The sequence below is a fragment of the Rothia sp. HMSC072E10 genome, from assembly GCF_001813965.1.
Classification (GTDB): domain Bacteria; phylum Actinomycetota; class Actinomycetes; order Actinomycetales; family Micrococcaceae; genus Rothia; species Rothia mucilaginosa_A.
The window spans coordinates 1-25,656 of record NZ_KV814491.1 but is presented as its reverse complement, the minus strand read 5'-3'; the positions used below and the strand labels follow the sequence as shown (position 1 = coordinate 25,656).

General features: G+C 62.1%; 20 protein-coding genes and 1 tRNA gene. 1 reads left to right on the top strand and 20 read right to left on the bottom strand.

Annotated elements, in window-relative coordinates:
* Nucleotides 1-90: 90 nt before the first annotated feature.
* Nucleotides 91-891 carry a DNA-3-methyladenine glycosylase I gene (locus HMPREF2944_RS05585; protein WP_070681346.1) on the top strand — a complete coding sequence of 267 codons (801 nt, stop codon included), beginning with the start codon at nt 91-93 and terminating at the stop codon, nt 889-891.
* A gap of 129 nt (nt 892-1,020) precedes the next feature.
* Here HMPREF2944_RS05585 and HMPREF2944_RS05580 read toward each other — a convergent pair whose 3' ends face one another.
* The 20 genes from HMPREF2944_RS05580 to HMPREF2944_RS05485 form a co-directional block, all read right to left on the bottom strand.
* A complete protein-coding gene (locus HMPREF2944_RS05580) occupies nt 1,021-1,413 on the bottom strand; it encodes a DUF1304 domain-containing protein (RefSeq protein WP_049332590.1) in 393 nt (130 codons plus the stop codon).
* A 292-nt stretch (nt 1,414-1,705) separates the two neighbouring features.
* Nucleotides 1,706-3,328, bottom strand: coding sequence for an L-lactate permease (locus HMPREF2944_RS05575; RefSeq protein ID WP_070681343.1), 1,623 nt, complete (start codon nt 3,326-3,328; stop codon nt 1,706-1,708).
* Between the two features lie 801 nt (nt 3,329-4,129).
* Nucleotides 4,130-5,770, bottom strand: a complete 1,641-nt coding sequence (locus HMPREF2944_RS05570; protein ID WP_070681340.1) for an L-lactate permease — start codon at nt 5,768-5,770, stop codon at nt 4,130-4,132.
* 691 nt (nt 5,771-6,461) lie between these two features.
* Nucleotides 6,462-6,535: transfer RNA gene (locus HMPREF2944_RS05565), tRNA-Pro, on the bottom strand.
* A 253-nt stretch (nt 6,536-6,788) separates the two neighbouring features.
* Nucleotides 6,789-8,369: a ribosome biogenesis GTPase Der gene (gene der, locus HMPREF2944_RS05560; RefSeq protein ID WP_049346614.1), complete on the bottom strand. Its 1,581-nt coding sequence runs from the start codon at nt 8,367-8,369 to the stop codon at nt 6,789-6,791.
* Between the two features lie 112 nt (nt 8,370-8,481).
* On the bottom strand, nt 8,482-9,174 hold the full coding sequence (gene cmk / locus HMPREF2944_RS05555) for a (d)CMP kinase (protein WP_049332579.1): 693 nt from the start codon (nt 9,172-9,174) through the stop codon (nt 8,482-8,484).
* Between the two features lie 51 nt (nt 9,175-9,225).
* The gene (locus tag HMPREF2944_RS05550) at nt 9,226-10,395 is read right to left on the bottom strand and encodes a prephenate dehydrogenase (protein WP_083313077.1); all 1,170 of its coding nucleotides are present in this window, start codon (nt 10,393-10,395) and stop codon (nt 9,226-9,228) included.
* An 18-nt stretch (nt 10,396-10,413) separates the two neighbouring features.
* Complete coding sequence (locus HMPREF2944_RS05545; protein ID WP_070681337.1) at nt 10,414-11,568, bottom strand: pseudouridine synthase; 1,155 nt, start codon at nt 11,566-11,568, stop codon at nt 10,414-10,416.
* 81 nt (nt 11,569-11,649) lie between these two features.
* Entirely contained in the window at nt 11,650-12,612 is a 963-nt protein-coding gene (gene scpB / locus HMPREF2944_RS05540; protein WP_070681334.1) for an SMC-Scp complex subunit ScpB, read from the bottom strand.
* Nucleotides 12,605-13,618, bottom strand: a complete 1,014-nt coding sequence (locus tag HMPREF2944_RS05535; protein ID WP_070681331.1) for a segregation and condensation protein A — start codon at nt 13,616-13,618, stop codon at nt 12,605-12,607. The genes scpB and HMPREF2944_RS05535 overlap by 8 nt, the downstream gene beginning before the upstream one ends.
* Nucleotides 13,619-13,885: 267 nt before the next feature.
* On the bottom strand, nt 13,886-14,746 hold the full coding sequence (locus HMPREF2944_RS05530) for a ParA family protein (RefSeq protein WP_049332573.1): 861 nt from the start codon (nt 14,744-14,746) through the stop codon (nt 13,886-13,888).
* A 93-nt stretch (nt 14,747-14,839) separates the two neighbouring features.
* Nucleotides 14,840-16,012: a site-specific tyrosine recombinase XerD gene (locus tag HMPREF2944_RS05525; protein WP_070681330.1), complete on the bottom strand. Its 1,173-nt coding sequence runs from the start codon at nt 16,010-16,012 to the stop codon at nt 14,840-14,842.
* Nucleotides 16,013-16,108: 96 nt separating this feature from the next.
* A complete protein-coding gene (locus HMPREF2944_RS05520; protein WP_070681328.1) occupies nt 16,109-16,777 on the bottom strand; it encodes an NUDIX domain-containing protein in 669 nt (222 codons plus the stop codon).
* Between the two features lie 144 nt (nt 16,778-16,921).
* Nucleotides 16,922-18,616 (bottom strand): CTP synthase, encoded by a 1,695-nt coding sequence (locus tag HMPREF2944_RS05515; protein WP_070681320.1) that lies wholly within the window; start codon nt 18,614-18,616, stop codon nt 16,922-16,924.
* 252 nt (nt 18,617-18,868) lie between these two features.
* On the bottom strand, nt 18,869-20,590 hold the full coding sequence (recN, locus tag HMPREF2944_RS05510; RefSeq protein WP_070681317.1) for a DNA repair protein RecN: 1,722 nt from the start codon (nt 20,588-20,590) through the stop codon (nt 18,869-18,871).
* Between the two features lie 101 nt (nt 20,591-20,691).
* Nucleotides 20,692-21,708, bottom strand: a complete 1,017-nt coding sequence (locus HMPREF2944_RS05505; RefSeq protein WP_083313076.1) for an NAD kinase — start codon at nt 21,706-21,708, stop codon at nt 20,692-20,694.
* Nucleotides 21,709-21,935: 227 nt separating this feature from the next.
* A complete protein-coding gene (locus HMPREF2944_RS05500) occupies nt 21,936-22,688 on the bottom strand; it encodes a TlyA family RNA methyltransferase (RefSeq protein ID WP_070681314.1) in 753 nt (250 codons plus the stop codon).
* A 72-nt stretch (nt 22,689-22,760) separates the two neighbouring features.
* Complete coding sequence (locus HMPREF2944_RS05495; RefSeq protein ID WP_239662766.1) at nt 22,761-22,910, bottom strand: GTPase; 150 nt, start codon at nt 22,908-22,910, stop codon at nt 22,761-22,763.
* Nucleotides 22,911-22,923: 13 nt separating this feature from the next.
* Nucleotides 22,924-23,961 carry an HAD-IIA family hydrolase gene (locus HMPREF2944_RS05490; RefSeq protein WP_070681311.1) on the bottom strand — a complete coding sequence of 346 codons (1,038 nt, stop codon included), beginning with the start codon at nt 23,959-23,961 and terminating at the stop codon, nt 22,924-22,926.
* Between the two features lie 184 nt (nt 23,962-24,145).
* Entirely contained in the window at nt 24,146-25,264 is a 1,119-nt protein-coding gene (locus tag HMPREF2944_RS05485; protein ID WP_070681308.1) for a tetratricopeptide repeat protein, read from the bottom strand.
* Between the last annotated feature and the right edge of the window lie 392 nt (nt 25,265-25,656).

Sequence of the window (25,656 nt, the reverse complement as noted above, 5' to 3'; positions counted from 1 at the left end):
CGCGCGGGGTGGTAGTGTTTAAGTAGAACATATTTCCGGAACAACTTTCGGGGCGCGCGAATTGACCGAGATTCTCAGAGAGGAGCAATCATGATTTCGCAGGTTCCCAATAACGTCACCGCCAAGAGCTGCCCGAGCTACCCCGCGTGGGTCACCGATGAGCTCCTGCGCGACTACTACGACACGGAGTGGGGCGTTCCAGTCACCGATGAGCGCGGGCTCTTCGAGGCTCTCAGCCTCGAAGCGTTCCAGGTGGGTCTCTCCTGGCGTACGATTCTTGCGCGACGTGAGGCATTCCGACGAGCTTTTGAGGGGTTCGATCCCGAGCGTGTGGCTTCCTTTAACGAGCAAGATGTTGCGCGACTGCTCGAGGATGAGGGCATCATCCGTAACGAACGCAAGATTCGGGCGGTTATTTCCAATGCCAAGCTCACCCTGCAGATGCGCGAGCTGGCCGCAGCTTCCGATAGCTTTCCCGCCGAGGGGATTCCGCTCCCCCTCATCGCATCTTCCTCCGCCCCCAACGAGGCGGGCCGCACCGAACCTCCACAGGCCAAGGTACCGCGCACGGTTCGTCGCCGGGGCCGAATGCTAAGCATTGAAGAGCTGGAACGGATGCGTGAGCGCACCCTACCCGACGGTACGCGCGTTCCGGGTGGGCTCCCCGCATGGCTGTGGTCCTTTGCGCCGAACGAGACCATTGCACCGCGCACTCTGGAGGAGATTCCAACCGATACCGCCGAGTCCGCGGTGCTCGCCAAGTCTTTCAAAGCGTTGGGTGGGGTCTTCCTGGGGCCGGTGACCGCGTACGCGCTCATGTGCGCGGTGGGCATGGTGGATGCGCACCTGCTCGATTCGCACCGGCGCGGATGCTCAGGCCTCTTCAACTAGCCGCGCCTCTACACCCATGGTGCAATCAGCCGTGGCGCGACCGCGGAGGGCATAGAAAAACCGCGCGTCGCATCTTTCGATGCAGCGCGCGGCCTGGAGATTAGCGTTCCTCTGCGAGTCCGACAGGTCTTAGCGGATGGTCACGAAGAGGAAAATCAGGGACAGCAGCGGCGGAACCAGCTGGATCAACGCGGGCTTACGCTTAGCAGGGGAGGTCAGGAACAGGTAGATGCCGGCGATAGCCATGGCGCCCAGGCCCGCGAAGAGCAGAGCCACACCAACCTGCGGGGAACCAAACCAGAAAGCCAGCAGGCCGGTTGCCGCAATCCACGCAATCATCAGGTTGTACAGGCCCTGGTTGGCCGCCATTTCCCTGGTGGATTCCGCGAATTCCTCGGTCATGCCGAAGATTTCACGGCCCTTGGGCTTGGTCCAGAGGAAGGACTCAATAACCCAGATGTAGATGTGAATTGCGATTGCCACGAAGGCGAAAACGGTGGTAACCGTTGCAAGGCTCTGCATCGCCGTCTCCTCATACTAGTAGGTCGTCTGTCAGGTGTGCATCCATCGCAATATACGGGCGGGTAACTGTCTGACCGGCAGCCCGGCGGCCGCCTCCGCACGCGTCGTCTTCGGTGCATGGGCACAAGCATCTATTTTACTCTTCCCCGGTAATGCCTGCATTGCACCGCCGCACATGCTCAGATTCGGACATCCGAGCATACGGCGAACGCCCGCCGCTACGGCGTGTAGCAACGGGCGCTCGAGAAGCCTTCAGCCCTCGTACTTCTTCAGAGGAGAAGTCGGGGACGGGCTAGTGCATGAACAGAGAGAGGAGGTAGGTCCAGATGCACAGTAGCACCAGCAGGAAGAGGCTGTACTTGATGGTAATTGAGGTAACCTTCGACTCCTGACCGGCCTGGTTCACGGCGGCCACCGCCACCGCAATCGACTGCGGGGAAACGATCTTACCCATCACACCACCGGAGGTATTGGCGGCCACCAGCATAGCGGGGTCCACGCCAATCTGCTGCGCGGTGCTTGCCTGCAATCCGGCAAAGAGCACGTTGTTGTTGGTGACCGAACCGGTCACGAACACACCGACCCAGCCGATGGCGGGAGAGAAGAGCGGGAAGAATGCACCGGCGGAAGCTACCGCAAGCGCGATAGAAGAGGTCATGCCCGCGTAGTTCATCAGGTTTGCCACGGACATCACCAGGCAAATCATATAGATGGGCTTCTTCAGCTGCTGCCAGGATCCGTTGAGCTCCTGCAGGGTCTCACGCACGGTAATCTTCGAGGTCAGGGCGGAGAGCAGAGCCGCCACCAGAATCGCGGTACCCGCGGCGCCCAGAATGTTCCAGTTGAAGATCGCGTGAATTGCCAGGCCCTCGCCATCACCAATCTGGTGGTGAATACCGGGCACGTGGAAGCTAAGGTTTGCAAAGCCCAGCGGCCCATTAGCATCGAAGACGGGCTTCAGCACGGTGGACCAGAGCAGGATGGTCGCGGAAAGGAAGATGAAGGGGCTCCAGGCGTTGGCAATTTCACGCAGGCTGTAGGCCGGGTCCTTCTTCCCCGCCAGCTCCTCCAGGGTCGGGGCGGTGGGCTCTCGGTAGATGTGCTTGGGTTGCCAGAAACGCATGACAGTTGCCAGGAAGACCAGACCGACCAGCGGGGGCAGAATACCGATGAGCTCGGGGGCCTGCAGGACCCACAGCATGATGCTCTGCAGGCCGGAAATCACGATACCGGTAGCCAGAGCGATCGGGCCGACCTCTCGGACGCCCCGCAGGCCGTCCTGAATGGCGATCACGAGTACGGGCACGAGGGCCGCGAAAATCTGCAGAACCCAGACCATCTGGTCGGAGAGATGTCCCAGGTCCACGTTACCGATGGCGGCACCGGTGGTCACCGGAATACCGACCGCACCGTACGCGCCCACGGTAGCGTTGGCGACCAGGGAGAGCATGGCGGCCTTGAGCGGGTTGAATCCCAGGGCTACCAGCAGTGCCACCGAGATAGCAATCGGGATGCCGAAACCAGCCGCACCCTCAATAAATCCGGCAAAGCAGAGGGCAATGAGTAGCACCTGGATGCGCTGGTCCGGTGAAATAGAGGAAACCGAGGCTCGCACGACGGCAAACTTTCCGCTACGCACCGTGATGCGGTAAAGCCACACAGCCATGAGCACAATCCAGCCGATGGGCCAGAACGCGGAGAGGAAACCATAGAGGATTGAACCGGCCGCCGCCGTCACGGGTAGCCGGAAAACACCCAGTGCAATACCCAGGGTGAGGACAAGGGTAATCAGGGCTGATTTAATGCCGCTGAGCTTGAATACCGTAAGGCAGAGCAGAAAAAGAATGATGGGGGATGCCGCCACGAGTGCCGAAAGCACCGGGGCGTTAAGAGGGTCATAGGTCTGAGACCACATATGCTGTCCTTCCCCGCCGCAGGAGTACCTACAGCGGCTTGGATGTCGCTGTAAGGTACGCCCGTTTACCCTTTTGGGGTGTGCGGAGACGCAACCTCACGCCGCCTCTGCTACTGCGAGTTTCGCCCGGAAGGCGTAGCAACATCGTGTCTGTGTGCTGGGCCCTGACGGAAGGCGCAGCGCGGGAAAGGATATGCACGATACGGGGCATCGGTTCTCTCGCCGGAGGCCTCGAGGCTAAAATCTCTCAGTCCGTAGCTCGCCTTCGGCGCCAATGCCCATATAGAAGGTTATCACCATCGTTTGTTGAATGTTAGGAGCTTTTACAGAGCGAAATACCATTTGAGTATCATTATCATTTATTGATTATCTATGTTGATTATCCATGCTCTGTATTCCGCGTCCCCGGGCTGGGAGGACAGCGCAAGCGCAATGGAGGCTTGAGCCGGCGGCTCCGCACCTCCACCCAACCCGGGGCGGTCGCCTCCGAGCTCTAGGTGCTTTTGACTTTATCCCCTAACGCTAACAGGTCTCATGGGCTACTTCAGGATAGGTTTACCTTAAGTCTGCACAGATGGGGCACATCCGCATTTTTACGCCCGAATAGCCCCTGGTTTTCCTCTTCATTTTCTTCCCCACCGGGTGCTCAGCAGATATGTCCGCGCTCGCCAGAAATACCCCTACTCCCCCACCCGTGTACGGGCAATAATCCTCCAATACGCGGGCGAGCCCCCGTCCACACAGGTGGACGGGGGCTCGCACCACGATTCGGGGTTCCCGGCAGGGGCACCCGAGCCAATATTAGGAAGGCATAACCAACGACAGGACGTAAACCCAAACACAGGTGACGACCAGCAGGGCTGCACTGTACTTGATTGCCATGGAGGTAATCTTGGATTCCTCGCCGGAGCTGTTCACAGCAGCGGCGGCAATTGCGATGGACTGCGGGGAAACGATCTTCGCCATCACACCACCGGCGGTGTTAGATGCAATCAGCAGGGTCTGGCTGACACCAATCTGATGTGCGGTGGTAGCCTGCAGGCCAGCGAAGAGGATGTTGCTATTCACCACAGAGCCGGTCACGAACACGCCGATCCAACCGATGATCGGGGACAGCAGCGGGAAGATTGCGCCCACAGCGGCAACAGCCAGTGCGATGGAGGTAATCATACCTGCGTAGTTCATAACGTTAGCAACGGACATGACCAGGCAGATCATGATGATCGGGGTCTGCAGCTGCTTCCAGGTTGCACCGAGTTCTTCGATAGCCTCGCCCCAGCTGATGGAGGAGGTCAGGATGGTGATGATTGCAGCGACCAGAATTGCGGTACCGGAAGCACCAATGATGTTCCAGGTGAAGACCACATCAAATGCCTTGGGGGTAGGAACAATCGGTGCAGCCTGCTGGATGCTCTGGTGCACCCACGGAATGTTGAAGCTCAAGTTGGTAAAGCCAAGCGCGCCCTTAGCAGCGAAGAGCGGTTTCAGCGCGGTGGACCAGAGCAGGATCACGACGGACAGGTAGACGAAGGGGCTCCATGCCTTGAGGATCTTGCCACCGGAGTGCTTGACGCTCTGCTGAGCCTGAACTTCCTCCAGGGAGGGAGCGGTGGGCTCGCGGAAAATGTTCTTGGGCTGCCACTTCTGCATGATGAGTGCCAGGGCGATCAGAGCCAGCAGCGGCGGGATGATGTCGACGAGCTCGGGGTTGCCGAGGCCTGCGAGCAGAACGGACTGGCCGCCGGAGTAGACGAGGCCAACGATCAGTGCGACCAGACCGACCTCGCGGATACCGCGCAGACCGTCCTGAATTGCGACGAGCAGTACGGGAATGAGAGCTGCAATGATCTGGATCACCAGAACCAACTCGGTGGACAGGCCGTGCAGGTCCACGCCACCGCGGGTTGCTGCGGTGGTCACGGGGATACCGATAGCGCCGTACGCACCGGAGCTCACGTTAGCAATCAGGGCGAACATTGCGGCCTTGAGCGGGTTGAAGCCCAGGGACACGAGCAGTGCAGCACAGATAGCAATCGGAATACCGAAGCCTGCAGCGCCTTCAAGGAAGCCACCGAAGCAGAATGCAATCAGCAGCATCTGGATGCGCTGGTCGGTAGAGATGGAGGAGATGGAGGAGCGAACGATTTCGAAGCCGCCGGAACGCACGGAGATGCGGTAGAGCCACACTGCCATGAGAACAATCCAGCCGATGGGCCACATGCCCGAGAGGAAACCGTAGAGGATGGAGCCGGCACCTGCGGTGACGGGCATACCGAAGATAGCGCAACCGATAACGAGTGCGAGCGCCAGGGAGATGACGGCAGATTTAATACCGCTGAGCTTCAGGACGGTGAGGCCCAGAAGGAAGAAAATAATCGGGACTGCTGCCACGAGTGCGGAGAGCGCGCTCGAGTTCAGCGGGTCGTAGACTTGCTGCCACATAGTGTATTGCGTTCCTTTCCGCGCCCGGAGGGGCGGGATCGTTATGCCGTAAACCTGCCTGATTCCCTGCCCTGCGGGATATACCGAGAGCGTCCTTCTCGTCGTGCCAGAAAGGTACTGTGCGAAGAGGTGTCTTTGCGTGGGTTTATGTTGGTTTTACGGCTGTGAATTCTGAGTGTGCCAGACCGTGTTTAGGTCACATAAACCCAAATATTCCTTGATATATCAAGGAAATCTAAACCCCTGAAGGGTGGTTTGCATAACTTTAAACACGGTTCCTTGGTATCCAATGTACCATCGAATACCCACATATTCAGATGTATTCCAACATTTAGATTCAAGCTCATATTTACATTTCTACCCAAACTACCCATCCCATCGGCAGTTTCGCGGCTCGGTCCATCCCTCCCCCGTCCAAATCCGCGCCCGAGGGAGGTAATATAACGCAACAGACACTTGGCACGCAGGTCAGCTAGGCTCTCACCGGGAGAGATTGCTCAGCGGTTCCTCGGGCCTAGCCCAGGGTTCCATCAACGCGTGGAACACGCGCAAGGACTTTCTAACCGCCAGCGAGCGCACGACCGCGTCAGCCGCGCCAAACAGCCGATACTCGCGAATCGGATAAATGGCCCGTATAAGATTCAGAGCATACAAAAGCTCCGGAAGGAAAATCCTCCCGGAGCTTTATCTGTCGGGTTGACAGGATTTGAACCTGCGACCCCTTGACCCCCAGTCAAGTGCGCTACCAAGCTGCGCCACAACCCGATTCGTTATTCACGATTAGCCCGGGGTTTCCCCCGAACACTCGAATAACTATACCGGTGTTTTCGGCACCTCGCAAGCCAGATTCACAATTTTTAGAAAAAATCTTAAAAATCTTTTGGACGCATCTGCTGTCGGTCCGCCGACCCCGTTCTCAAAAACGCAACCGGCGCCGAACGCGCCGTGCGCCGGGGCCACGGCACAACCCGTCACCCCGGCACACGAACCGTTCCGGTCCTAATGAGCCAGGCCTCCGCTAGCGGCGTCCGCCCTTACCCTTCTTAGCCTTCGCGCTCTGGCGCTCCCCCAGGGTGCGGCGCTCACGCACGCGCATCGAAATCTCAATCGGGGTGCCTGTGAAATCAAAGGTCTCACGCAGACGACGCATAATGAAGCGGCGGTAGCCCGGATCCAGGAAGCCGGTCGTAAACAGCACAAACTTCGGCGGGCGCGAAGACACCTGAGTACCGAACAGGATGCGCGGCTGCTTGCCACCGCGCAGCGGGTGCGGATGCGCGGCCACAATCTCACCCAGGAATGCGTTCAGGCGGCCGGTCGGAATACGCGAATCCCACGACTCCAGCGAGTGCTCCAGGGCCGGGACCAGCTTGTCCTTGTGCCAACCGGTCTTCGCCGAAATGTTCACACGAGGAGCCCACTTCACGTGCGCCAGGTCGCGCTCAATCTCGCGCTCCAGCATCTCGCGGCGATCCTCGTCGAGGGTATCCCACTTGTTGAAGGCCAGAACCATCGCGCGGCCCGAGTCAATCACGGTCTGCACGATGCGCACATCCTGCTCAGAAATCGGCTCGGAAACATCCAGCAGCACCACGGCAACCTCGGAACGCTCCAGGGCGGTCTGGGTACGCAGCGAGGAGTAGAACTCCGCGCCCTTCGCCATGTGCTGGCGACGGCGAATACCCGCGGTATCCACAAAACGCCAGGGGTAGCCGCCCAGCTCGATGATCTCGTCAATCGGGTCGCGGGTGGTACCGGCCAGGTCGTTCACCACGGCACGCTCAGAGCCCGCCAGCTTGTTCAGCAGCGAGGACTTACCCACGTTCGGGCGACCCACCAGAGCCACACGACGCGGGCCGCCCAGCGCCTCCGGCTGAGCGAACTGCGAGTGCTCCGGCATGACCTCAAGGATCTCGTCCAGGGCATCCGCCAGGCCGCGGCCGTGCAGACCCGAAACGGGGAACGGCTGACCCATACCCAGCGACCAGAGGTTATAAATCTCCGGCTCCAGGTGGGCGTCGTCAATCTTGTTGGCAATCAGAATGATCGGCTTCTTCACACGGCGCAGCATGCGCACAATCTGCTCATCCGAGGCGGTCACGCCCACGCGGGCATCCACCACCAGGACCACAACATCGGCCTGCTCCACCGCAATCTCGGCCTGATCGGCCACCTGAGCATCAATGCCGCGGGCGTCAGACTCCCAGCCACCGGTATCCACCAGGGTGAAGCTCTTGCCCAGCCACTCGGCCTTGTAGGACACGCGGTCGCGGGTCACGCCCGGCTTATCCTCCACCACGGCCTCGCGGCGGCCCAGAATACGGTTGATGATGGTCGACTTACCCACGTTCGGGCGACCCACAATCGCCACCACCGGGTCGGCCAGCTGCTCTTCCTCTTCCTCAATGTCGAAGCCCCAGGCACCCAGCAGGGCGCGGTCCTCTTCATCCAGGTCGTAGTCTTCCAGACCCTCCAGCAGGGCCTGGGCGCGCTGGTCGGCGGTTTCGTCGTCAATCTCAGCCAGACGCTCGGTAACGTCGTCCTCGCCACCGCCCAGGTACTTCTCTTCGTAATCGTCGCGGATAGCGTCCTCAGCCATGCACGCTCCTTTCTCTACCCGCACCGCGGCCAACCCCTCGGTCAGCACGCAAGAGCGGCTCAACGTCTTCTCGGGAGCGGATTCCCCGCTCCCCCCGGCGTTTCCACGGAACCTAGCCCGCGCGCTTCGCCTTCAACTGGTCGTTCACGGCGTTAATCACCGCGGAGACCGTCTCATTAAAATCAAGGTCCGAGCTGTCCACCAGGGTCACGCCCTCGGCGGCCTCCATGAAGTTATTGACCTTCGCATCCTTCGCGTCACGCTCGGCGATCTGCTTGCTCAGATCACCCGAAGCGCCGGACTTCTCGGAGTTCTCCAGGCCGCGGCGAGCCATGCGTACTTCCTCGGAGGCGGTCAGCAGGATGCGTGCGTCAGCATCGGGAGCCACCACGGTCGTAATATCGCGGCCCTCGGCGACCATACCGTTCACGGCGTGGTCAATCGTCCAACGCTGCAGACCGATGAGATACTCGCGCACCGCCGGAACCGAAGCCACGGCAGACACGGCCGAAGAAATACGCTCGCTACGAATCTCCTCGCGGATATCGGTGGAGCCCATCATGATCTCTTCCTCGTTGATGTTCGTGCCGAACACCAGGGGCATCTCCTTGACGGCCTTCGCGATGGCCTCGGCATCGTTCAAGTCAATGCCGAGCTCCAGCACACGGTAGGTTGCGGCGCGGTACATCGCACCGGTATCCAGGTAGGCCAGGCCAAAGTGACGGGCCACTTCCTTAGACACAGACGACTTGCCGGAGCCGGAAGGTCCGTCGATAGCAATCGTCAGTTTAGGGTTCTCGTGCATCTGCACTCCTTTAATTCGTCTCGCTCCATGCCGGAAAATACAGCATTAACTCTACTTCACCACGCGCCAGCCGCGGGCCGACAAATCGCGGACCAGCGACTCCAGAATCGAGGGGTTGACCGAGATTTCAGCCATACCCACCGGAGCACCCGTCGAGTGCTCCAGCCGCAGGTCCTCAATATTAGCGCCCAACTCACCGATCTCGGCGAGCAACCGGGCCAGGGTGCCGGGGGTATCGTCCACCAGCACCGTCATCGTCGCGAAGGCCGCCGGAGCCGTACCGTGCTTACCCGGGATGCGGGCGACACCCGCATTACCCTCGCTCATCAGCTGCGCCAAATCCAGGCGAGCGCCGGAAGCCGTCGGATCCTCCAGCGTCGAGATGAGCCGGTTCAGGTCATCGCGAACCCCGTAGAGGGTCTGCACAATCGGCTCGGAATTCGCCGCAAAGATCTGAACCCACAGCGTCGGGTCAGAAGCCGCGATACGCACCGTATCGCGTAGCCCCTGACCCGCCAGGGACAGCGCGTACAGCGGGGTATCCTGCAGGCGCGAGGCCAGCAACGAGCTCATCGCCTGCGGAACATGCGAGATGAGAGCCACCGTCTGATCGTGCTCCTGCACGCTCAGCGCCGTCACAATCGCGCCCAGCTCCACCGCCACGGAACGCACCAGGCGCACGCACTCGGGGCGAACCGAATCGTGCTCGCAGATAATCCACGGACGCGCCTGGAACAGCTCACCGCGGGCCGCCACCGGCCCGGACTTCTCGCGACCGGCCATCGGATGCGAACCCACGTAGCGCGATGCATCCGCGCCGGAGGCCAGCACATCCGCCAGGGGCCGCACCTTCACCGAGGCCACATCCGTCACCGTGGCACCGGGGTAACCGGTCTCGGGACGCGGCCCGTACGTCCGCAGGGCCTGCGCGCACACGGTGCCGGCCACATCCGGAGGAGCGGCCACAACCACCAGCTGCGGCTCAAAGCGGGCCCGCTGGTCGTCCGTCAGGGAAGAGAAGCTCGTGCCGGCGCCAATATCCTGCGCCACGGCCTCGGCGGTGGGTGAAATGTCCTGAACGTACACGTCCTCGTACCCGGCCGCGTGCAGGCCCAAGCCAATCGAGGCGCCCAGCAAACCCGAGCCGATAATGAGCACCGGACCGTTCAGGGTTGGGCTCATCGGCAGCTCCGGCGGAAGGGATGTCGTAGAGGGGCTCATGACACTCTCCTCGGGTTCCTACATATCCACCGAAGCGAGCAGGTGACCGATCTCCACCTTGGAAAGGTTACGAATCGTGCCTTGCTTCTGCGAACCGATGCGGATCGGGCCCATCTCAACACGGACCAGGCGCTCAACCGGGTAGCCGACGGCGTCAAAAAGGCGGCGCACGATACGGTTCTTACCGGAGTGGATGGTCACCTCAACGAGCACGTGGCCGGGGGTGGAATCCACCAGCTTGAACTCGTCCACGCGGGTCACGCCGTCCTCCAGGCGAATACCCTTCTTCATGGCTGCGCCCACGCCAGGCTCCATGGGGCCGGGCACCTGCACCAGGTAGGTCTTAGGCACCTCGTAGGAGGGGTGGGTCAGGCGGTTGGCCAGCTCGCCATCGTTGGTCAGCAGCAGCAGGCCCTCGGTCTCGACGTCCAGGCGGCCCACGTGGAACACGCGCTCGCTCATGGAGGAACGCAGGAAGTCAGAGATGCAGGGGCGACCCTCGGGGTCTTCCATAGTGGAGACCACGCCGGCGGGCTTGTTGAAGGCCATGTAGACGAGCCTGTCGTTGGTCTGCACGGTCATGCCGTCCACCTGCACGGTCACCTTGGAGGGGTCAACGCGCACACCCAGTTCGGTCACGACCTCACCGTTGACGGTGACGCGGCCCTCGGTAATCATTTCCTCACACACACGGCGGGAGGCCACGCCGGCCTGAGCCAGCAGCTTCTGCAGGCGCACGCCGTCGTGGTCGTAAAACTCGTAGTGGTCGACTGGCGCGTTGCGGGGGCGGCGGGGACGGTGCGGACCGGCGTAGTTGCTGACGCGGTACTCGCCGCGCTCGTGGGCGAAGGCTTCGCCGGAGCGGTAGGGGCGGCCGGGTGCGCGGCGTTCGCGCTTGGGCAGTTCGGTACCGCGGCCGCGACCTGCACGACCTGCGCCGAACTTCTTCTCGCCAAACTTCTTGTCACCGAACTTCTTCTCGCCGAAGCCCTTTGCGCCGCCCTTACCAGCGCCGTTCTTCGGTGCGCCGGGGCGACCGCCGCGTGCGCCTGCGCCCTTAGCGCCGGGCTTGCCGCCCTGGCCGGGACGGCCTGCACCGGGTCGGCCACCGCGGGAGTTCTGGGGGCGACCGGATGCAGAGCGGCCGCCGCGGGAGGAGTTTCCATATGCCATGGTGTTCTTCTCTTTTCTGTCGTATAGTGCGAACGTTTCAGGTACTTCCCGAACGTTCGTTCGTCTTATTGATTCGTTGTCTTAGTCGTTGCCCTCGGCGAGCACTGCGGCTTCCGTGTCATCGGGCAGGAAGGGCGCGAGCGCCGGCAGCTCCTCCAGGGAGTTCAACCCAAGCTTTACCAGCAGCAGGTCCGTGGTTTCGTAGAGGGTCGCACCGGTTCCGGCTTCTCTCCCGGCCTCGCGAATCAACTGCCGTTGCAGCAGCTGGCGGATGGCCGCATCCGCGTTTACGCCTCGAATGGAGGCTACCCTCGCCCTGGTCACCGGCTGCCGGTAGGCAATCACGGCAAGCGTCTCGTAGGCGGGCTTGCTCAGGGTCGCGCTCTTGGAGCGAGTCACGAAGCGCGCCACCCAGGGGGCGAAGTCGTCGCGGGCGTAGAGCTTCCAGCCACCGGCGATGCGGCGCAGCTGGAATCCGCGCGGCTCGGGTGAGATGCCTTCCTCGCCGTATTCCGTCTCCTCGCCGTTGTACTCGCGGTACAGCTGATCGAGGGCGTGTTCGACGGCCCGCTCGCTCACGATGAGCGCGGCAGAAAGCTCGCGCACGCTCACGGGGGCCTCGGCGACGGCGAGGATTGCTTCGATGGCGCTTTTGACGCCGCCGGGGATAGCCTCGACACGCGAGAACTCGGCGTCGGGGTCGACCGCCACGCTGGGTGCTGTGGAGGGCCCTCCCGCGGGTATTTTCGCCGCGCTCTTCTCTGCACGAGGTGCAGGTTCCTGCGGTGCTTCCGGGCTGTCGGGTGCCTCCGCCGTTTCAGGCTCTTCCGGTTCCTCGGCGGGTTCAGCCGATTCGGCCGCTACCAGCTCCCGGTTCTCAGCTACCGGTTCGACCGCGGGTGCGACCGCGGACTCGACCGGCGTCGAGGCGGCCAGCCCCGTATCGTCCTCAGCGTTCGGATCCCAGTAACCCAGGTTCACGATGGCCAGGTCATCGGGGGTGAATTCGCGGTTGAAGCGCGATCCGTTCTCGGGGTTAGTCACGTTCCTCCTCCGGGTCGATGCCGTTCTCGGTGAACTCCGCCTCCGGGGTTTCGCGGGCTTCCGCGCTCTCGGGGAGTACAGGCTCCGAGCCGTCCCGCGCTGCGGGGAGAGCCTCGGGGCGAATCACGAAGCTTCCCGCCGTGGCGCTGGCTCGCACCAGAATCTCGCCCAGGGGGTGCTCCTGTTCCACGTGCAGAGCCCCCTCCTTGTAGAGCTCCAGCAGGGCCAAGAAACGAACCACCGCAATTTCCAGGTCGCCCGCGCCCCGCACAAGTTCGTCAAAGCGCAGTTCGCGCCCGGAGGCGTCCAGCAGGGTGTGCAGCAGATAGTGTTCTTCGGCGGCGATGGTGGTGACCGGAACATGCAGGTGCTCGTTCAGCTCCTCCACGATTTCTTCCGCGGCGGGCTCGGGTTCGGCGGGCTGCCGGCTCAGCGCGGCGGCCGCAATGCGCGCAAACTCTTCAGCGCCTCCGGCCAGAACCAGTTCGGGTAGGGCGTGGGCAAAGCGTTCTTCGAGGGCGACCGCGCGGGGAAAACGCCGCGCTTCCTGCGCCCAGCGTTCGGCAAAGATATCGGCGACCTCACGGTAGGCGCGGTATTGCAGCAGACGCGCAAAGAGTAGGTCGCGGGCCTCGAGCAGGGCGACATCTTCCTCAAGGGGTTCGCGGTGCTGCGGTAGCAGGCGCGCGGTCTTGAGCTCGAGGAGGGTTGCGGCGGTGACCAGAAATTCGCTGGCCTCGTCCAGGGCTCGCTCCGTGCCCTCGGCGTAGAGGGCCTGCAGGTAGGCGAGGAACTCATCGGTCACTTCGGCGAGCGCAACGTCGGTAATGTCGAGTTTGCGGCGCGAAATCAGGGTCAGCAGAAGGTCAAAGGGGCCCTCAAAATTACTGAGGGTGAGGGTGAAACCGCGTTCCGGGTTCTGCAGGCCGCGGCCCTCGGATTGGGCGTTCTGGGCGGCCTCTGCGTTCGGTGTCGGTACCCTCACGGCAGCGACGTGTGTGGTCATAAAGACCTGTTCTCCTTATGTGTTTTTCCGTCCCGCGGTCTGGGCGTTACATCCGGTCGATGCGCCGGGTAAGCCTGCCGGTATCGTGAGGCTCGCGTTCTCGGCGATTTCTCAGCGATTTCTCGGCGGCATCTTCGGCATCTTCGGTCGTTAATCGGCGAAGTAGCCGGTGCGGGTGGGAATGAATCCCCATAATTATACGCCCCCTACCGGCGCGGCTCAAGGGGTCGCAAGCCGCATCGGTAGGGGGGCGCATCGAGGGAAGGGCTAGCGTGCGCCGCCCTTGTAAATCAGTTCGCGAGCAACCTGACGGTACGCCTCGGCACCGGGATGGCTCGAGGCGTAGCTGAGAATCGGCTCAGCAGACACCGATGCGTCCGGGAACTTCACGGTGCGCTTGATGACGGTGTCGAACACCTTGTCGCCGAAAGCGTCCACGATGCGCGCCAGAACTTCCTTGGAGTGGATGGTGCGCGCATCGAACATGGTAGCCAGCACGCCAACAATCTCGAGGTTCGGGTTCAGGCGGTCCTGCACCTTCTCGATGGAATCCACGAGCAGGGCCACGGCACGCAGGGCAAAGAACTCACAAATCAGCGGAATAATCACGCCGTCGGAGGCGGTCAGCGCGTTGACGGTCAGCAGGCCCAGGGAGGGCTGGCAGTCGATGAGGATGACGTCGTACTCGTCGCGCACCTTGCGCAGGGCCGAAGCGAGAACCTGCTCGCGAGCCACCTCATTGACCAGCTGCACCTCGGCTGCGGAAAGGTCGATGTTCGCGGGCAGCAGGTCGATGTTCTCCACGCCGGTGGGCAGGATAACGTCCTTAATGTCGACCTTGCGGTCCATCATGACGTTGTAGACGGTCAGGTCCAGCTCGTGCGGGTTCGCGCCGAAACCTGCGGAGAGGGCACCCTGCGGGTCGAAGTCGACCAGCAGCACCTTGCGGCCACACTCTGCCAGTGCCGCGCCTAGGTTAATGGTGGAGGTGGTCTTACCCACGCCGCCCTTCTGATTCACCATAGAAATAATGCGGGCGGGACCGTGGCTGCTCAGCGGAGCCGGGTCGGGGTACACGCGCAGGGGTCGACCGGTGGGGCCGAGTTCTTGTGCCTGAGCTTCAGTCAATGGTTCACCTTCATCAATGAATTCGAAGTTTTAAGTTTAAGCGTTGTCTATAAGGTTACCTCAAGAGCGGCTGTTCCGCGGATTGGCGGGGTTTTATCCCCGCTCGTGGGCACGCGGATGCGCCATCCGGTAAACCTCCATGAGCCCCTCGGGAGTGACCTTGGTGTACACCTGCGTGGTCGCGATGGAGGCGTGCCCCAGCAGCTCCTGCACCACGCGAATATCGGCGCCGCCCTGCAGCAGGTGGGTTGCGAAGCTGTGCCGCATGGAGTGCGGAGAGAAGTCCGCGCTGAGGCCCGCCGCCTCGGCGGCTTCCTTAAGGATGAGCCACGCACCCTGGCGCCCCAGCCTACCGCCTCGCCCGTTGACGAAGAGCGCGGCGGCGCCTTTGCCGTGGGCCACGAGCGCGGGCCGCCCGCGCACCAGGTAATCCTGAATGGCCTTGTGGGCGTAATTTCCGAGGGGCACGAGGCGTTCTTTGCTCCCCTTGCCGAAGAGCCGCACGTACCCGGGGAGGGTGATGTCGTTGCCGTCCTCGTCGGTCAGGGTTTCTTCGCTGTGTACGTCGTCGATATCGGCGTTGAGCATTTCGCTCACGCGGGCACCGGTGGCGTACAGGAATTCAAGTATGGCGCGGTTTCGCAGGCCGATGGGAGTGTCTCGATCCGGTACGGCGAGGAGGCGCTGCATCTGCTCCACGGTAATAGCTTTGGGTAGGCGCTTGACGTTTTTGGGCGGCGTCACGGTCGCGGCGGGGTCTTTTTCCACCAGAAAGGCAGAAACCCAGAAGGCGTGGGCTCCGCGCACGGCGGCCATGGTGCGGGCGATGGAGTTAGGGCCCAGTGGCAGCGGGATGCTTCCCTCGCCGCTCCCCCGCTCCCCCGGCTCGGTACCGCGACCCCCGTCGGCGGCGATGAGGACGGCCAGGGATTCTGCGGCCTCTTCGGCATCCACGGAGTTCTCTTCCTCCGGCTGCTTTTTAACTGGGACGGCCAGACCGAGTAGGGGCACGGTGGGCGCGGCAAGCTCGCGCATAAATGAACGTACCTGCGCGGTCGTAATGCGTTCGGGGTCGATTACCCCGAGGGTGGAGAGGTACGCGGCGTAGCGACGCAAGTCTCGCGCGTACGAGGCGATGGTGTTCTCGCTACTCCCCCGCTCGACCCGCAGATGCACCAGGTACTGGTCGATGGCCCGCTCCAGGGGGGTCTGCTCGCCGGTCCCCTCAACCGCGGGGGTAGCGCCCTTCAGCGCGGGCTGTGCCATATCTCTTCCCTTCTCACGCGGTCGTTCGGGTTTGTTCGGATGCGCACGGTAGCGCGAAATGCCTCTTCGAGGGATCAGGCGAGAAGACTCCGAACCCTAACGGAAGGTCTGCGGCTTCTGTCGGCGATGCCCCATGTAGGGGTGGAATTCCCAGCCGCCGGCGGCTTCGCGCAAGCCTTCGAAGCCGCGCGCTGAGGCGGCGTAAGTGGCCAGAATCGCCTGGATGGCCAGCGCGTTGTGCACTTTACCGTCCAGAACAAACTGCACCGCATCCTGCAGGGGAACCCAGCGGTAGGTCATCTCCGCCTCTTCTTCGGTGCGTTCGGTACGTTCCTGGCGGGGCAGCTCGCTCAGGTCGCGGGCCAGGTAGACGCGACCCGCCTCGCTGGTTGCGCCGGGACTGCTGAAGTAGTCGGTCAGGGCGTGCCAACTGGCGGCTCGCAGGTCGGTCTCCTCGGCGAGCTCGCGCTGTGCGGCGTGCAGAGGGTCCTCACCGTCGATGTCGAGCAGGCCGGCGGGCACCTCCCAGAGGTTCATGCGCACCGGGTGCCGGTACTGGTTGAGCATCAGCAGTTCGTTGCGTTCGTTGAGAACCGCTACGGCGACGGCACCGGGCATCTCCACGACGTCGCGGGTGAGTACGGTGTCCTCGTTCAGCTCGTATTCCTCGACCGCGGTTTCGATGACGTATCCGCTGTATTTGACGGTCCGGGTGCGAATCGTACGTTCTGAGGGTTCGTCGATAATATGCTGGTTTTCGCTCATATTTCTATTCTAGAGGGTTCGTTTCGGAACTCCCTCGCGCGTCTCCCCGTTACTCGGCGCCTCCCCCGATGGATTATGACGGTTAAACGGCGAGCGCCCCAGCCGCCGAGGGGACGGATGGGGCGCTCAACGCGTTCGGTCGCCTTATGCGCCGCGGCGCTCCAGGGCAGCCTTAATCAGGCCTGCAAAGAGCGGGTGCGGGCGGGTCGGGCGGGAGCGATACTCGGGGTGTGCCTGAGTTGCCACGTAGTAGGGGTGAACCTCTGCGGGCAGCTCCACGTACTCAACCAGCGAGGAGTCCGGGGAGGTACCGGAGATCACGAGACCAGCCTCTTCGAGCTGCTCGCGGTACTCGTTGTTCACCTCGTAGCGGTGGCGGTGACGCTCTGCAACCTCGGTGGCGCCGTAGGCCTTAGCCACCTGAGAGCCGGGCACCAGGTTTGCCTTGTAGAGGCCCAGGCGCATGGTGCCGCCCAGGTCGCCGGCACCCTCGACGAACTGCTTCTGCTCTTCGATGGTGGCGATAACGGGTACGGGGGTCTCGGGGTCGAACTCGGTGGAGGACGCCTCGGGCAGACCCAGCACGTTACGCGCGTACTCAATCACCATGGACTGCAGACCCAGGCAGATACCCAGGGTCGGGATCTTGTGCTCGCGTGCGTACTTGAGGGCGCCAATCTTGCCGTCCAGGCCGCGGATGCCGAAGCCGCCGGGCACCAGGATGGCGTCCATGCCGCGCAGCTGGTGGTCTGCGTCCTCGTCGGTTGCGCACAGGTCGGCGGCAACCCACTTGATGTTGACCTTCACGTTGTTTGCGAAGCCGCCGGCGCGCAGAGCCTCGGAGACCGAGAGGTATGCGTCGGGCAGGTCGATGTACTTACCGACCAGGGCCACGTTCACCTCTGCGGCGGGGCGGTGCACTGCGTCGAGCAGGCGGTCCCACTGGGTGAAGTCGGGCTCGGGTGCCTCGATGCCGAAGTAGTCGAGGATGTAGTCGTCGAGCTTCTGGCTGTGCAGGGTCTTGGGGATGTCGTAGATGCTGGGGGCATCGGCGCAGGAGATGACGGCGTCGGTGTCCACGTCGCAGGCGTTACCGATCTTGGAGCGGTGCGATGCGGGAACCTCGCGCTCACAGCGCAGAATCAGGCCGTCAGGCTGAATACCCAGGCCGCGCAGTGCTGCGACGGAGTGCTGGGTAGGCTTGGTCTTCAGCTCGCCGGAGGGGCCGATGTAGGGCACCAGGGAGACGTGCAGGAAGAAGACGTTCTTGCGTCCGACATCGCGGCGTACCTGACGTGCGGCTTCCATGAAGGGCAGGGATTCGATATCGCCAACGGTGCCGCCGATTTCGGTAATGATGATGTCGGGGGCGTTGTCGATTTCCGCTGCGTGACGTATGCGGGACTTGATTTCGTCGGTGATGTGAGGAATCACCTGGACGGTGTCGCCGAGGTATTCGCCGCGGCGCTCCTTCGCGATAACGGAGGAGTAAACCTGACCGGTGGTCACGTTAGCGGACTGGTCGAGGTTCTCATCCAGGAAACGCTCGTAGTGTCCGATGTCCAGGTCGGTTTCTGCACCGTCGTCGGTGACAAAGACTTCACCGTGCTGGAAGGGGTTCATCGTACCGGGGTCGACGTTCAGGTAGGGGTCGAACTTCTGCATGGTCACAGAGAGGCCGCGAGAGCGAAGAAGCTGACCGAGGGAAGAGGCCGACAGGCCCTTACCGAGAGAAGATGCAACACCGCCGGTCACGAAAATCTGGCGGGTTACCTTGTCGTTAGAGGACGCGTTCTGAGCGTTATTTTTTTCATTCACCACGGAATTCAAGCCTACCATTTTCTTGTCTGCTATCCAAGCAGAGAACTACGCCGCGAGATGATTCTCGCAGGCCGGAGCTCTCCCCTCGGGTTCTGTCTCCACTGTAACGTCTGCGGGGGTTTATATTCCCGCAACTCCGTTCATAGATTTTCCTCAAGTACCCCTTGAGTATCTCATACCCTCCGCCCCACGTGCGCCGGGTTTGGTCGTCCGGCACGCCCGTTTTCAGGCGATGGATTTCGAGGTACATTACTTGCGGTTCGGGGTGTTTCACCCCTGGTTCTGGGATACCTGCCGCCCGGCTTCCAATAACTCCCGAGCGTGCTCGCGAGCCGATTCGGATTGGTCGTGACCGGAGAGCATTCGCGCCAACTCCACCACGCGCTCTTCCTCCGTGAGCACCTGCACTTTAGACAGCGAGGCGTCGTCGTTCTTGAGCACCAGGATGTGCTGGTCGGCGAAGGCTGCCACCTGCGGCAGGTGGGTCACCACCAGCACCTGAACGTGCCGGGCGAGCATGGCCAGTCGGCGACCAATCTCGATGGCGGCTTTGCCGCCCACGCCCGAGTCGACTTCGTCAAAGATGAAGGTGGGCACGGGATCCACTTCGGCGAGTACCACTTCGAGGGCGAGCATCACGCGGGAGAGCTCACCGCCGGATGCACCCTTGCCGAGCGGGCGGGGCACGGCGGTGCGGTGGGGTGCCAGCATGAAGGTGACGGTGTCGCGGCCGTGTACCGAGAATTTCTCCGCCTCGGCAACTTCCACCACAAGGGATGCGTTCGGCATGGCCAGGGCGGTCAGCTCCTCGCTCACCGCATCGGCAAGTTTTTGGGCGGCCGCGCGGCGCAGGGTTGTCAGCTCTTCTGCCTGTTCCCCCAAGACTTTGCGCAACTGCACGAGTTCCGTTTCGAGAGTTTCCTGGCGCTGCGGGTCGTCAACGAGGGTGTCCAGGCGGGCGCGGGATTCCTCGGCCCATTCAAGCACCTCGGCGATATCCGCCCCGTACTTGCGCATGAGCGTTGCCAGCTGGGCGCGGCGGGTCTGCACCTGCGCCAGACGCTCGGGCCCCTCCACATCCAGGGAAGCCGCATAGGAGGAAAGATCCGAGGCGATATCGGTGGTCAGGATCATGAGCTCGTTGACACGAGCTTCCAGGGCGGCAAGCTCTTCATCGGCAGAGGCCTGTCCCTGCAGGGCGCTACGGGCGGCATCGAGCAGACCCATAACGTTGGCTTCCTCGCCGCTCGAGTATTCGCTACCGCTCAGCGCGGTCAGGGCGGTCGCGGAGGCAATCCGCAGAGCCTCAACGTTCATGAGCTTCATCATTTCGGCCTTGAGCTCGTCCTCTTCACCCGCGCGGGGGTTGACGGCGGCGATCTCCTCGAGCGCCCCCTGCAGGCTCTGCGCCTCTAGTGCGCGAGCGCGAGAGTTCTCCCGAACTTCCTTGAGTTCCGCGGCAGCGGCACGGTAGCGTTCGTAGTTCTCTCGATACTTCTCCAGTAGGGAGGCCAGCTCCTCCCCCGCATACAGGTCGAGGGATTGGCGCTGTTCTGCGGGCGATTTGAGGCGTAGCTGGTCCGACTGGCCGTGCACGGCCACGAGGCTCTGCCCAATCTGGGCGAGAGTGCCGATGGGTGCGGAGCAACCGCCGACGTGGGCACGCGAGCGTCCGGAAGCGTTGACGGTGCGAGCCAGCAACAGCTCCGAGCTCTGTTCGTCAATCTCTTCGGTGGTTCCGCCGGCTTCTTCGGCCAGGGCGAGGGCACGGTGGCCTCGCGGCAAGCGGATGACGGCCTCGGCGAGCGCATTCTTGGCGCCGTTGCGCACGCTGGAGGCGTCCGAGCGAGCGCCCAGAAGCATTCCGAGGGCGGTGACAACCATGGTTTTACCCGCACCGGTTTCACCGGTCAGAACGGAGAACCCCGGCTCGAGGGGGAGCCTCGCATCGGTAATGATGCCGAGGTCTCGAATATGAATTTCCTCAATCACGAACGTTCATTCCTTTTCTTTTGACCGTCTCGAACTTTTCTCGCCCCCCTCTGTAGAGGTGACAATTGCCGTCGCGCAGCGAATATTGTAAGTAGCCTCCCCTACTTGGAGGACTGCGTCTCAGCCTCCTGCGGACCGCGCCAGCCGCGGATGGGCAACTCAAATTTGCGCACCAGACGCTCCGAGAAGGGCGCGGGGTGGATGCGGGCCAGCAGCACGGACTTCTCGGATCGACGCACTTCAATACGCGAGCCAGGGTCAAGCTCCACAGTGCGGCGACCATCGCACCACAGCACACCGGAGGCACCGTTTTCGGGCATGAGCTCTACCGCCAGGGTTGAGGTGGGAGCCGCCACGAGCGGGCGCGCAAAGAGCGCATGGGCCGAGAGCGGAACCATTAGGATCGCTTCAACCTCGGGCCAGACCACCGGACCACCACCCGAGAAAGCGTAAGCGGTCGAGCCGGTGGGGGTCCCCATGACCACGCCGTCACAGCCGAAGGTACTCAGCGGCCGGCAGTCTACCTCGATGATGACCTCGATCATCTTTTCCCGGTTACCCTTTTCGACGCTGGCTTCGTTCAGTGCCCAGTCGCTATGCACGCGCTTACCGTCGTTCCAGACTTCAACGTCAATGGCCATACGCTCTTCGACCGTGTACTCGCTGTTAACGATGTGACGCACCGTCTCACTCAGGTCGCTCTCTTCGGATTCAGCGAGAAAGCCGACGTGCCCCAGATTCACGCCAATCAGGGGAATACTGGTTCGGCGCACCATCTCGGCGGCACGCAGAATCGAGCCGTCGCCGCCCAGCACCACGCCAAGCTCAATATCGATAAGGGCAACCGATTCATGCACCACCTGCACGGGAACGGGCTCATCCCAGTTCTCGCTCAGGGTTTCCAGATCGGAGCGAGTCATGACGGGGGTCAGCCCGGCCTTATAGAGCTGAGCGCAGGCCTGGCGAGCGGCATCTCGTGCTTCTTTGCGTCCCACGTGCGCAAAGACCAAGATCTTTCGCCCGCGATTGACCGAACGTTCCGCCGCGTGATGCTCGCCCTCCGACTGCACCTGCGCGAGAGCAGCTCCCTTTTCTACATGGCTCTTTTGTTCTGCCATAACGACTCTCTCCCATTCATGGTTGGGGTATTGAGTTGGTGTATCTACACCCATCATACCGAATATGTTCTCGAAAATTTTCTAAAATACTCTATTTTTAGAAAATTATTTCGAATAATCTGCGGAGGCCCGTTGCCAAGGCACCTCGATAGCGCGATAGCCCGAGAAGTCCCCGGCCGTAGCGCTTTACTCACGCTCGATTGGAGTCCTCTCAGACTATCTCAACGCTATTTATTTTCTTTTCGACACCATAGGAAGTACTCCACGTTGCCGTCCTGACCGGGGAGCGGGCTGGGCTCCATGCCCATCACCCGCAGCCCGTGACTGACGGCGGAGGTTTGTACCTTTTCCACCGCTTCACGGCGGGCGGATTCTTCGTAGACCACTCCCCCGCGTCCGATGCGGTGCTTGCCGACCTCGAACTGCGGTTTGACCATGAGCACCAGATCACCGCCGGTTTCGGTGGCGTTCGCTAGCGCCTCCATGACCAGGGTCAGCGAGATGAACGACAGGTCCGAGACCGTCAGCTCAACCTGTCCGCCAATATCTTCGGGCTTCAGGTAACGAACGTTGAGGCCTTCGTACACGCCAACTCGGGGATCTTCGCGTAACGCGTCCACGAGCTGTCCGTGCCCCACGTCCACGGCCGCCACATGCCGGGCCCCTCGACGAAGTAGCACGTCGGTAAAGCCTCCGGTGGATGCTCCCGCATCCAGGCAACGCTTGCCTTCAACCTCGATATCGGGGAACGCATCGAGGGCACCCGCGAGCTTGTGGCCTGCGCGGCTGACGTATTCGGTCAGTTCGCTCTGACGCACGTAGAGGGTATCCTCCGGTCCCACGAGCCTGGACGCTTTGCGCGCGGCCTTGCCATTGACCTGCACGTCTCCAGCGGCAATGAGCTTTGCGGCGAGGGTTCGGGAGCTCACGAATCCGGCTTCGACCAGGTACTTATCGAGGCGCGCGGTGTCTTTGCCCATATCTTCTTTCTGTCGTCGTGTAGTGCCGTGAACCCTCAGAACATTACCGTCTGTGGGCTCACCGCCGCGAGGTTAGGAGAGATTCTCGAGATCCTTTTCCAGTTGCTCGCTCATCGTTTCGAGACGTTTGACGCGTTCTACCGGGTCCATGGCGAGGGTCGCCGCCAGTTGCCGCTCAAATTCGGCATCCGCGATAGAACGGTCGGTGGTCTCGGCGTTCATAGTTTCGTTCTGTTTAGGCACCGGGAAGACCCTTGATGACGGGCACGGCGGCCTGCTCGGGGTTGGCTGCCCACCAGGCGGCGTAGGCGACGCGCCAGGCCTCTGCTTCGCTCTCGCTTCCGGCGAAGGTGCCCTCGTCGAGGTTCTCGGGGCCTGTGAGAATCAGGTTCTCGCCTCGCACCCGTGCCTGCCAGGTGGGGCCGGTCGCAATCACCTCGTAGCCTTCGAAGAGCACCTCAATCTCGGGGTAGGGTGCGAAGAAGTCGTCCAGGGTACGCAGCACGTAGGTCGGGCGCTGTTCGGGTACGGCTTCGATGACGTCGCGGTAGGTCTGCACACCGGTGAGCACGAGCGCGCCGTCCATCTGCGCGTTATTAGCGCCGAGAATATCGGTATCCAGGCGGTCACCCACGATGACGGGACGCTCGGAGTTCAGGGCCTGTGCTGCGGTGTGGAAGATGGGGGCTTCGGGTTTGCCCGCAACGAGCGGGGTACGGCGCGAAGCGGTTGCCACGGCTGCGACGAGGGTGCCGTTGCCGGGGGCCTGGCCGCGTTCCTTAGGGATGGTCTGGTCGGTGTTAGTGGCGATCCACAGCACCTCGGGGTTAGCGAGGGTGTAGGCGGCTTCCGCGAGATCCTCCCAGCCCATCTTCGGGTCAAAGCCCTGAATGAGGGCTACTGGCCCCTCGGCCTCGGTGCGTACGGGTTCCAGGCCTGCGTAGCGCACACAGTCGGCGAGGGCCTCGGTACCGGTAATCAGCACTTTGGAGCCCGCAGGAATCTTTTGCGCGAGAAGCTTTGCGCCGGCCTGTGCGGAGCTGACGACTCGTTCTGCCCGGGTGTGCACTCCAAGGTCGCGAAGGTGTTCTGCGACGGATTCTACCGAACGGGAAGCGTTGTTAGTCACGAAGATGACCGGTACGTTGAGCTCTTCCTCCGCACGGTTGAGGGCTTCGGGAGCCCCCTCGATGGCGAAGGGGCCGGCGTAGACAACGCCGTCCAGGTCTGAGAGGAGCGCGTCATATCGGGCAAGGAGTGCGGTCGTGGTCATAGGAACCTCTTCCGGGGTCTGAGCGGCTAGTATTTTCCCTCTATCGTACCCGTTCCGCACTACCGGGGCCTATTGTTCGTCACGGGCAGCTCCTATTCGGACGGGTAGCCTCTCCGATATAGCGCGAACCGCCGGAGGCGAGCTCTCGGGGAGCCGCATCCGGCGGTTCGGTATGTACAGGCTATTACTCTACGTCAGCCTCGGCCTTTTCCTCGGCTTCAGAATCTTCAGGTGCTTCCGCGGCGGAGTCCTCGGAGGTATTCTCTTCGGAGCCGGTTGCTTCTGCCTTCTCGGAGGCTTCCTCATCTGCAGCCTTGACCGGGCGTTCTGCGGGCTTTTCTTCCTTCTCGAAAAGGTCTGCCTCGCCAAAAATATCGAAGATTTCGGGCTCCGCGAAGTTGCCCTGGCCCAGCGCTGCCTCAGCCACGACAGACAGGCGTGCCCAACGCTCGGCTTCCTGATCGCGGCCAGCGTTGGCAAGGGCATCGGCGTAGGCGCTAAAGAGACGCGGGCTGTATTCGAATGCGCGCTTGGGGTTCAGCTGGGGAATCTGAAGGGCTACCACGGCCTGGTTCTTCTTGCCCTGATCGGTCAGGATGCCGGACTCGACGATAGCCAGTTCCACACGCACCTCGGCGGGCAGCTCTTCACGCTTGAATTCGGCAATCATTTCCTGTGCCTTGGGCAGTCGTCCCAGTGCACGTTCGCAGTCCACCAGCAGCGCAAGGTGGTCCACGGAACCGCTGATGCGACGGTGAGTACGCAGCTCACGCAGGGCCAGCTCGTAGTCCTCTGCCACGTAGGCAGCGATACCCACGGCTTCACGCACGGCGGCGATACGACCGGCGCTACGGGAGGCAGCAACGGCGTGCGCCAGCGCGAATTCGGGGTCAATGTCAAGGTAACGACCCGCCATCACCAGATGCTTGGCAACGGTCTCAGCGTTACGAGGCTCCAGGGCACGTAGCTGACGATAGGTTGCACCGTCCAGTTCGCGACCGGTCACATCGCTGTCAATCTCGGGTGCTTTGGGCTTAGCGGGACGGTAGCCTGCACGGCCACCGATGCTACGTACCTCTTCGCGGGGTGCGTCACCCTCGGGTCCATTGGAGCGGGGTGCCTTCGAACGCGAGTCAGAGCGGCGACCGTCGAACTTTTTACCTCCGCGATCGTTACGCTTGAAACCGCCCTTACCGCCGAAGTTCTTGCCGCCCTTCTTGGAGCGGAAATCCTTGCCGCCGTTGTTCTTGCGGTGCTGACGGGGGCCGGAGCCGTTAGACTCGTGGCGGGGGGTCTCAGACATGAATCTCCTTGGGAGGTATCCGCTCGTGGCGGGTCGTGGATGCAGTCGGTCCGGACGGTCCGCTGCCTGAGGCATCAACTCTATGGAGGGGCGCTTGGCCCGTCTTTAATGCCCAATATAAGCCATACCATTCTAGTATAGAGGGCGGCTTTCGTGCACCTGTAGCGATGCGGATCCGCGGCCTCTCTAAGCGCCTGAGCGGCCTCGACCGTGGATGTTAGGGAGGAGAGGCACCTCTCCCCTATTATTCTCTGCCCGGAGTTTCTTCCACCGGGCGCACTACCCGTCAAGCAGAATAGTTTGTTAAACAAAAATAGCCCCGGCGAAGCCGGGGCTATTGAATAATAAAGCGGCAATAACCTACTCTCCCACACCCACAAAAGTGCAGTACC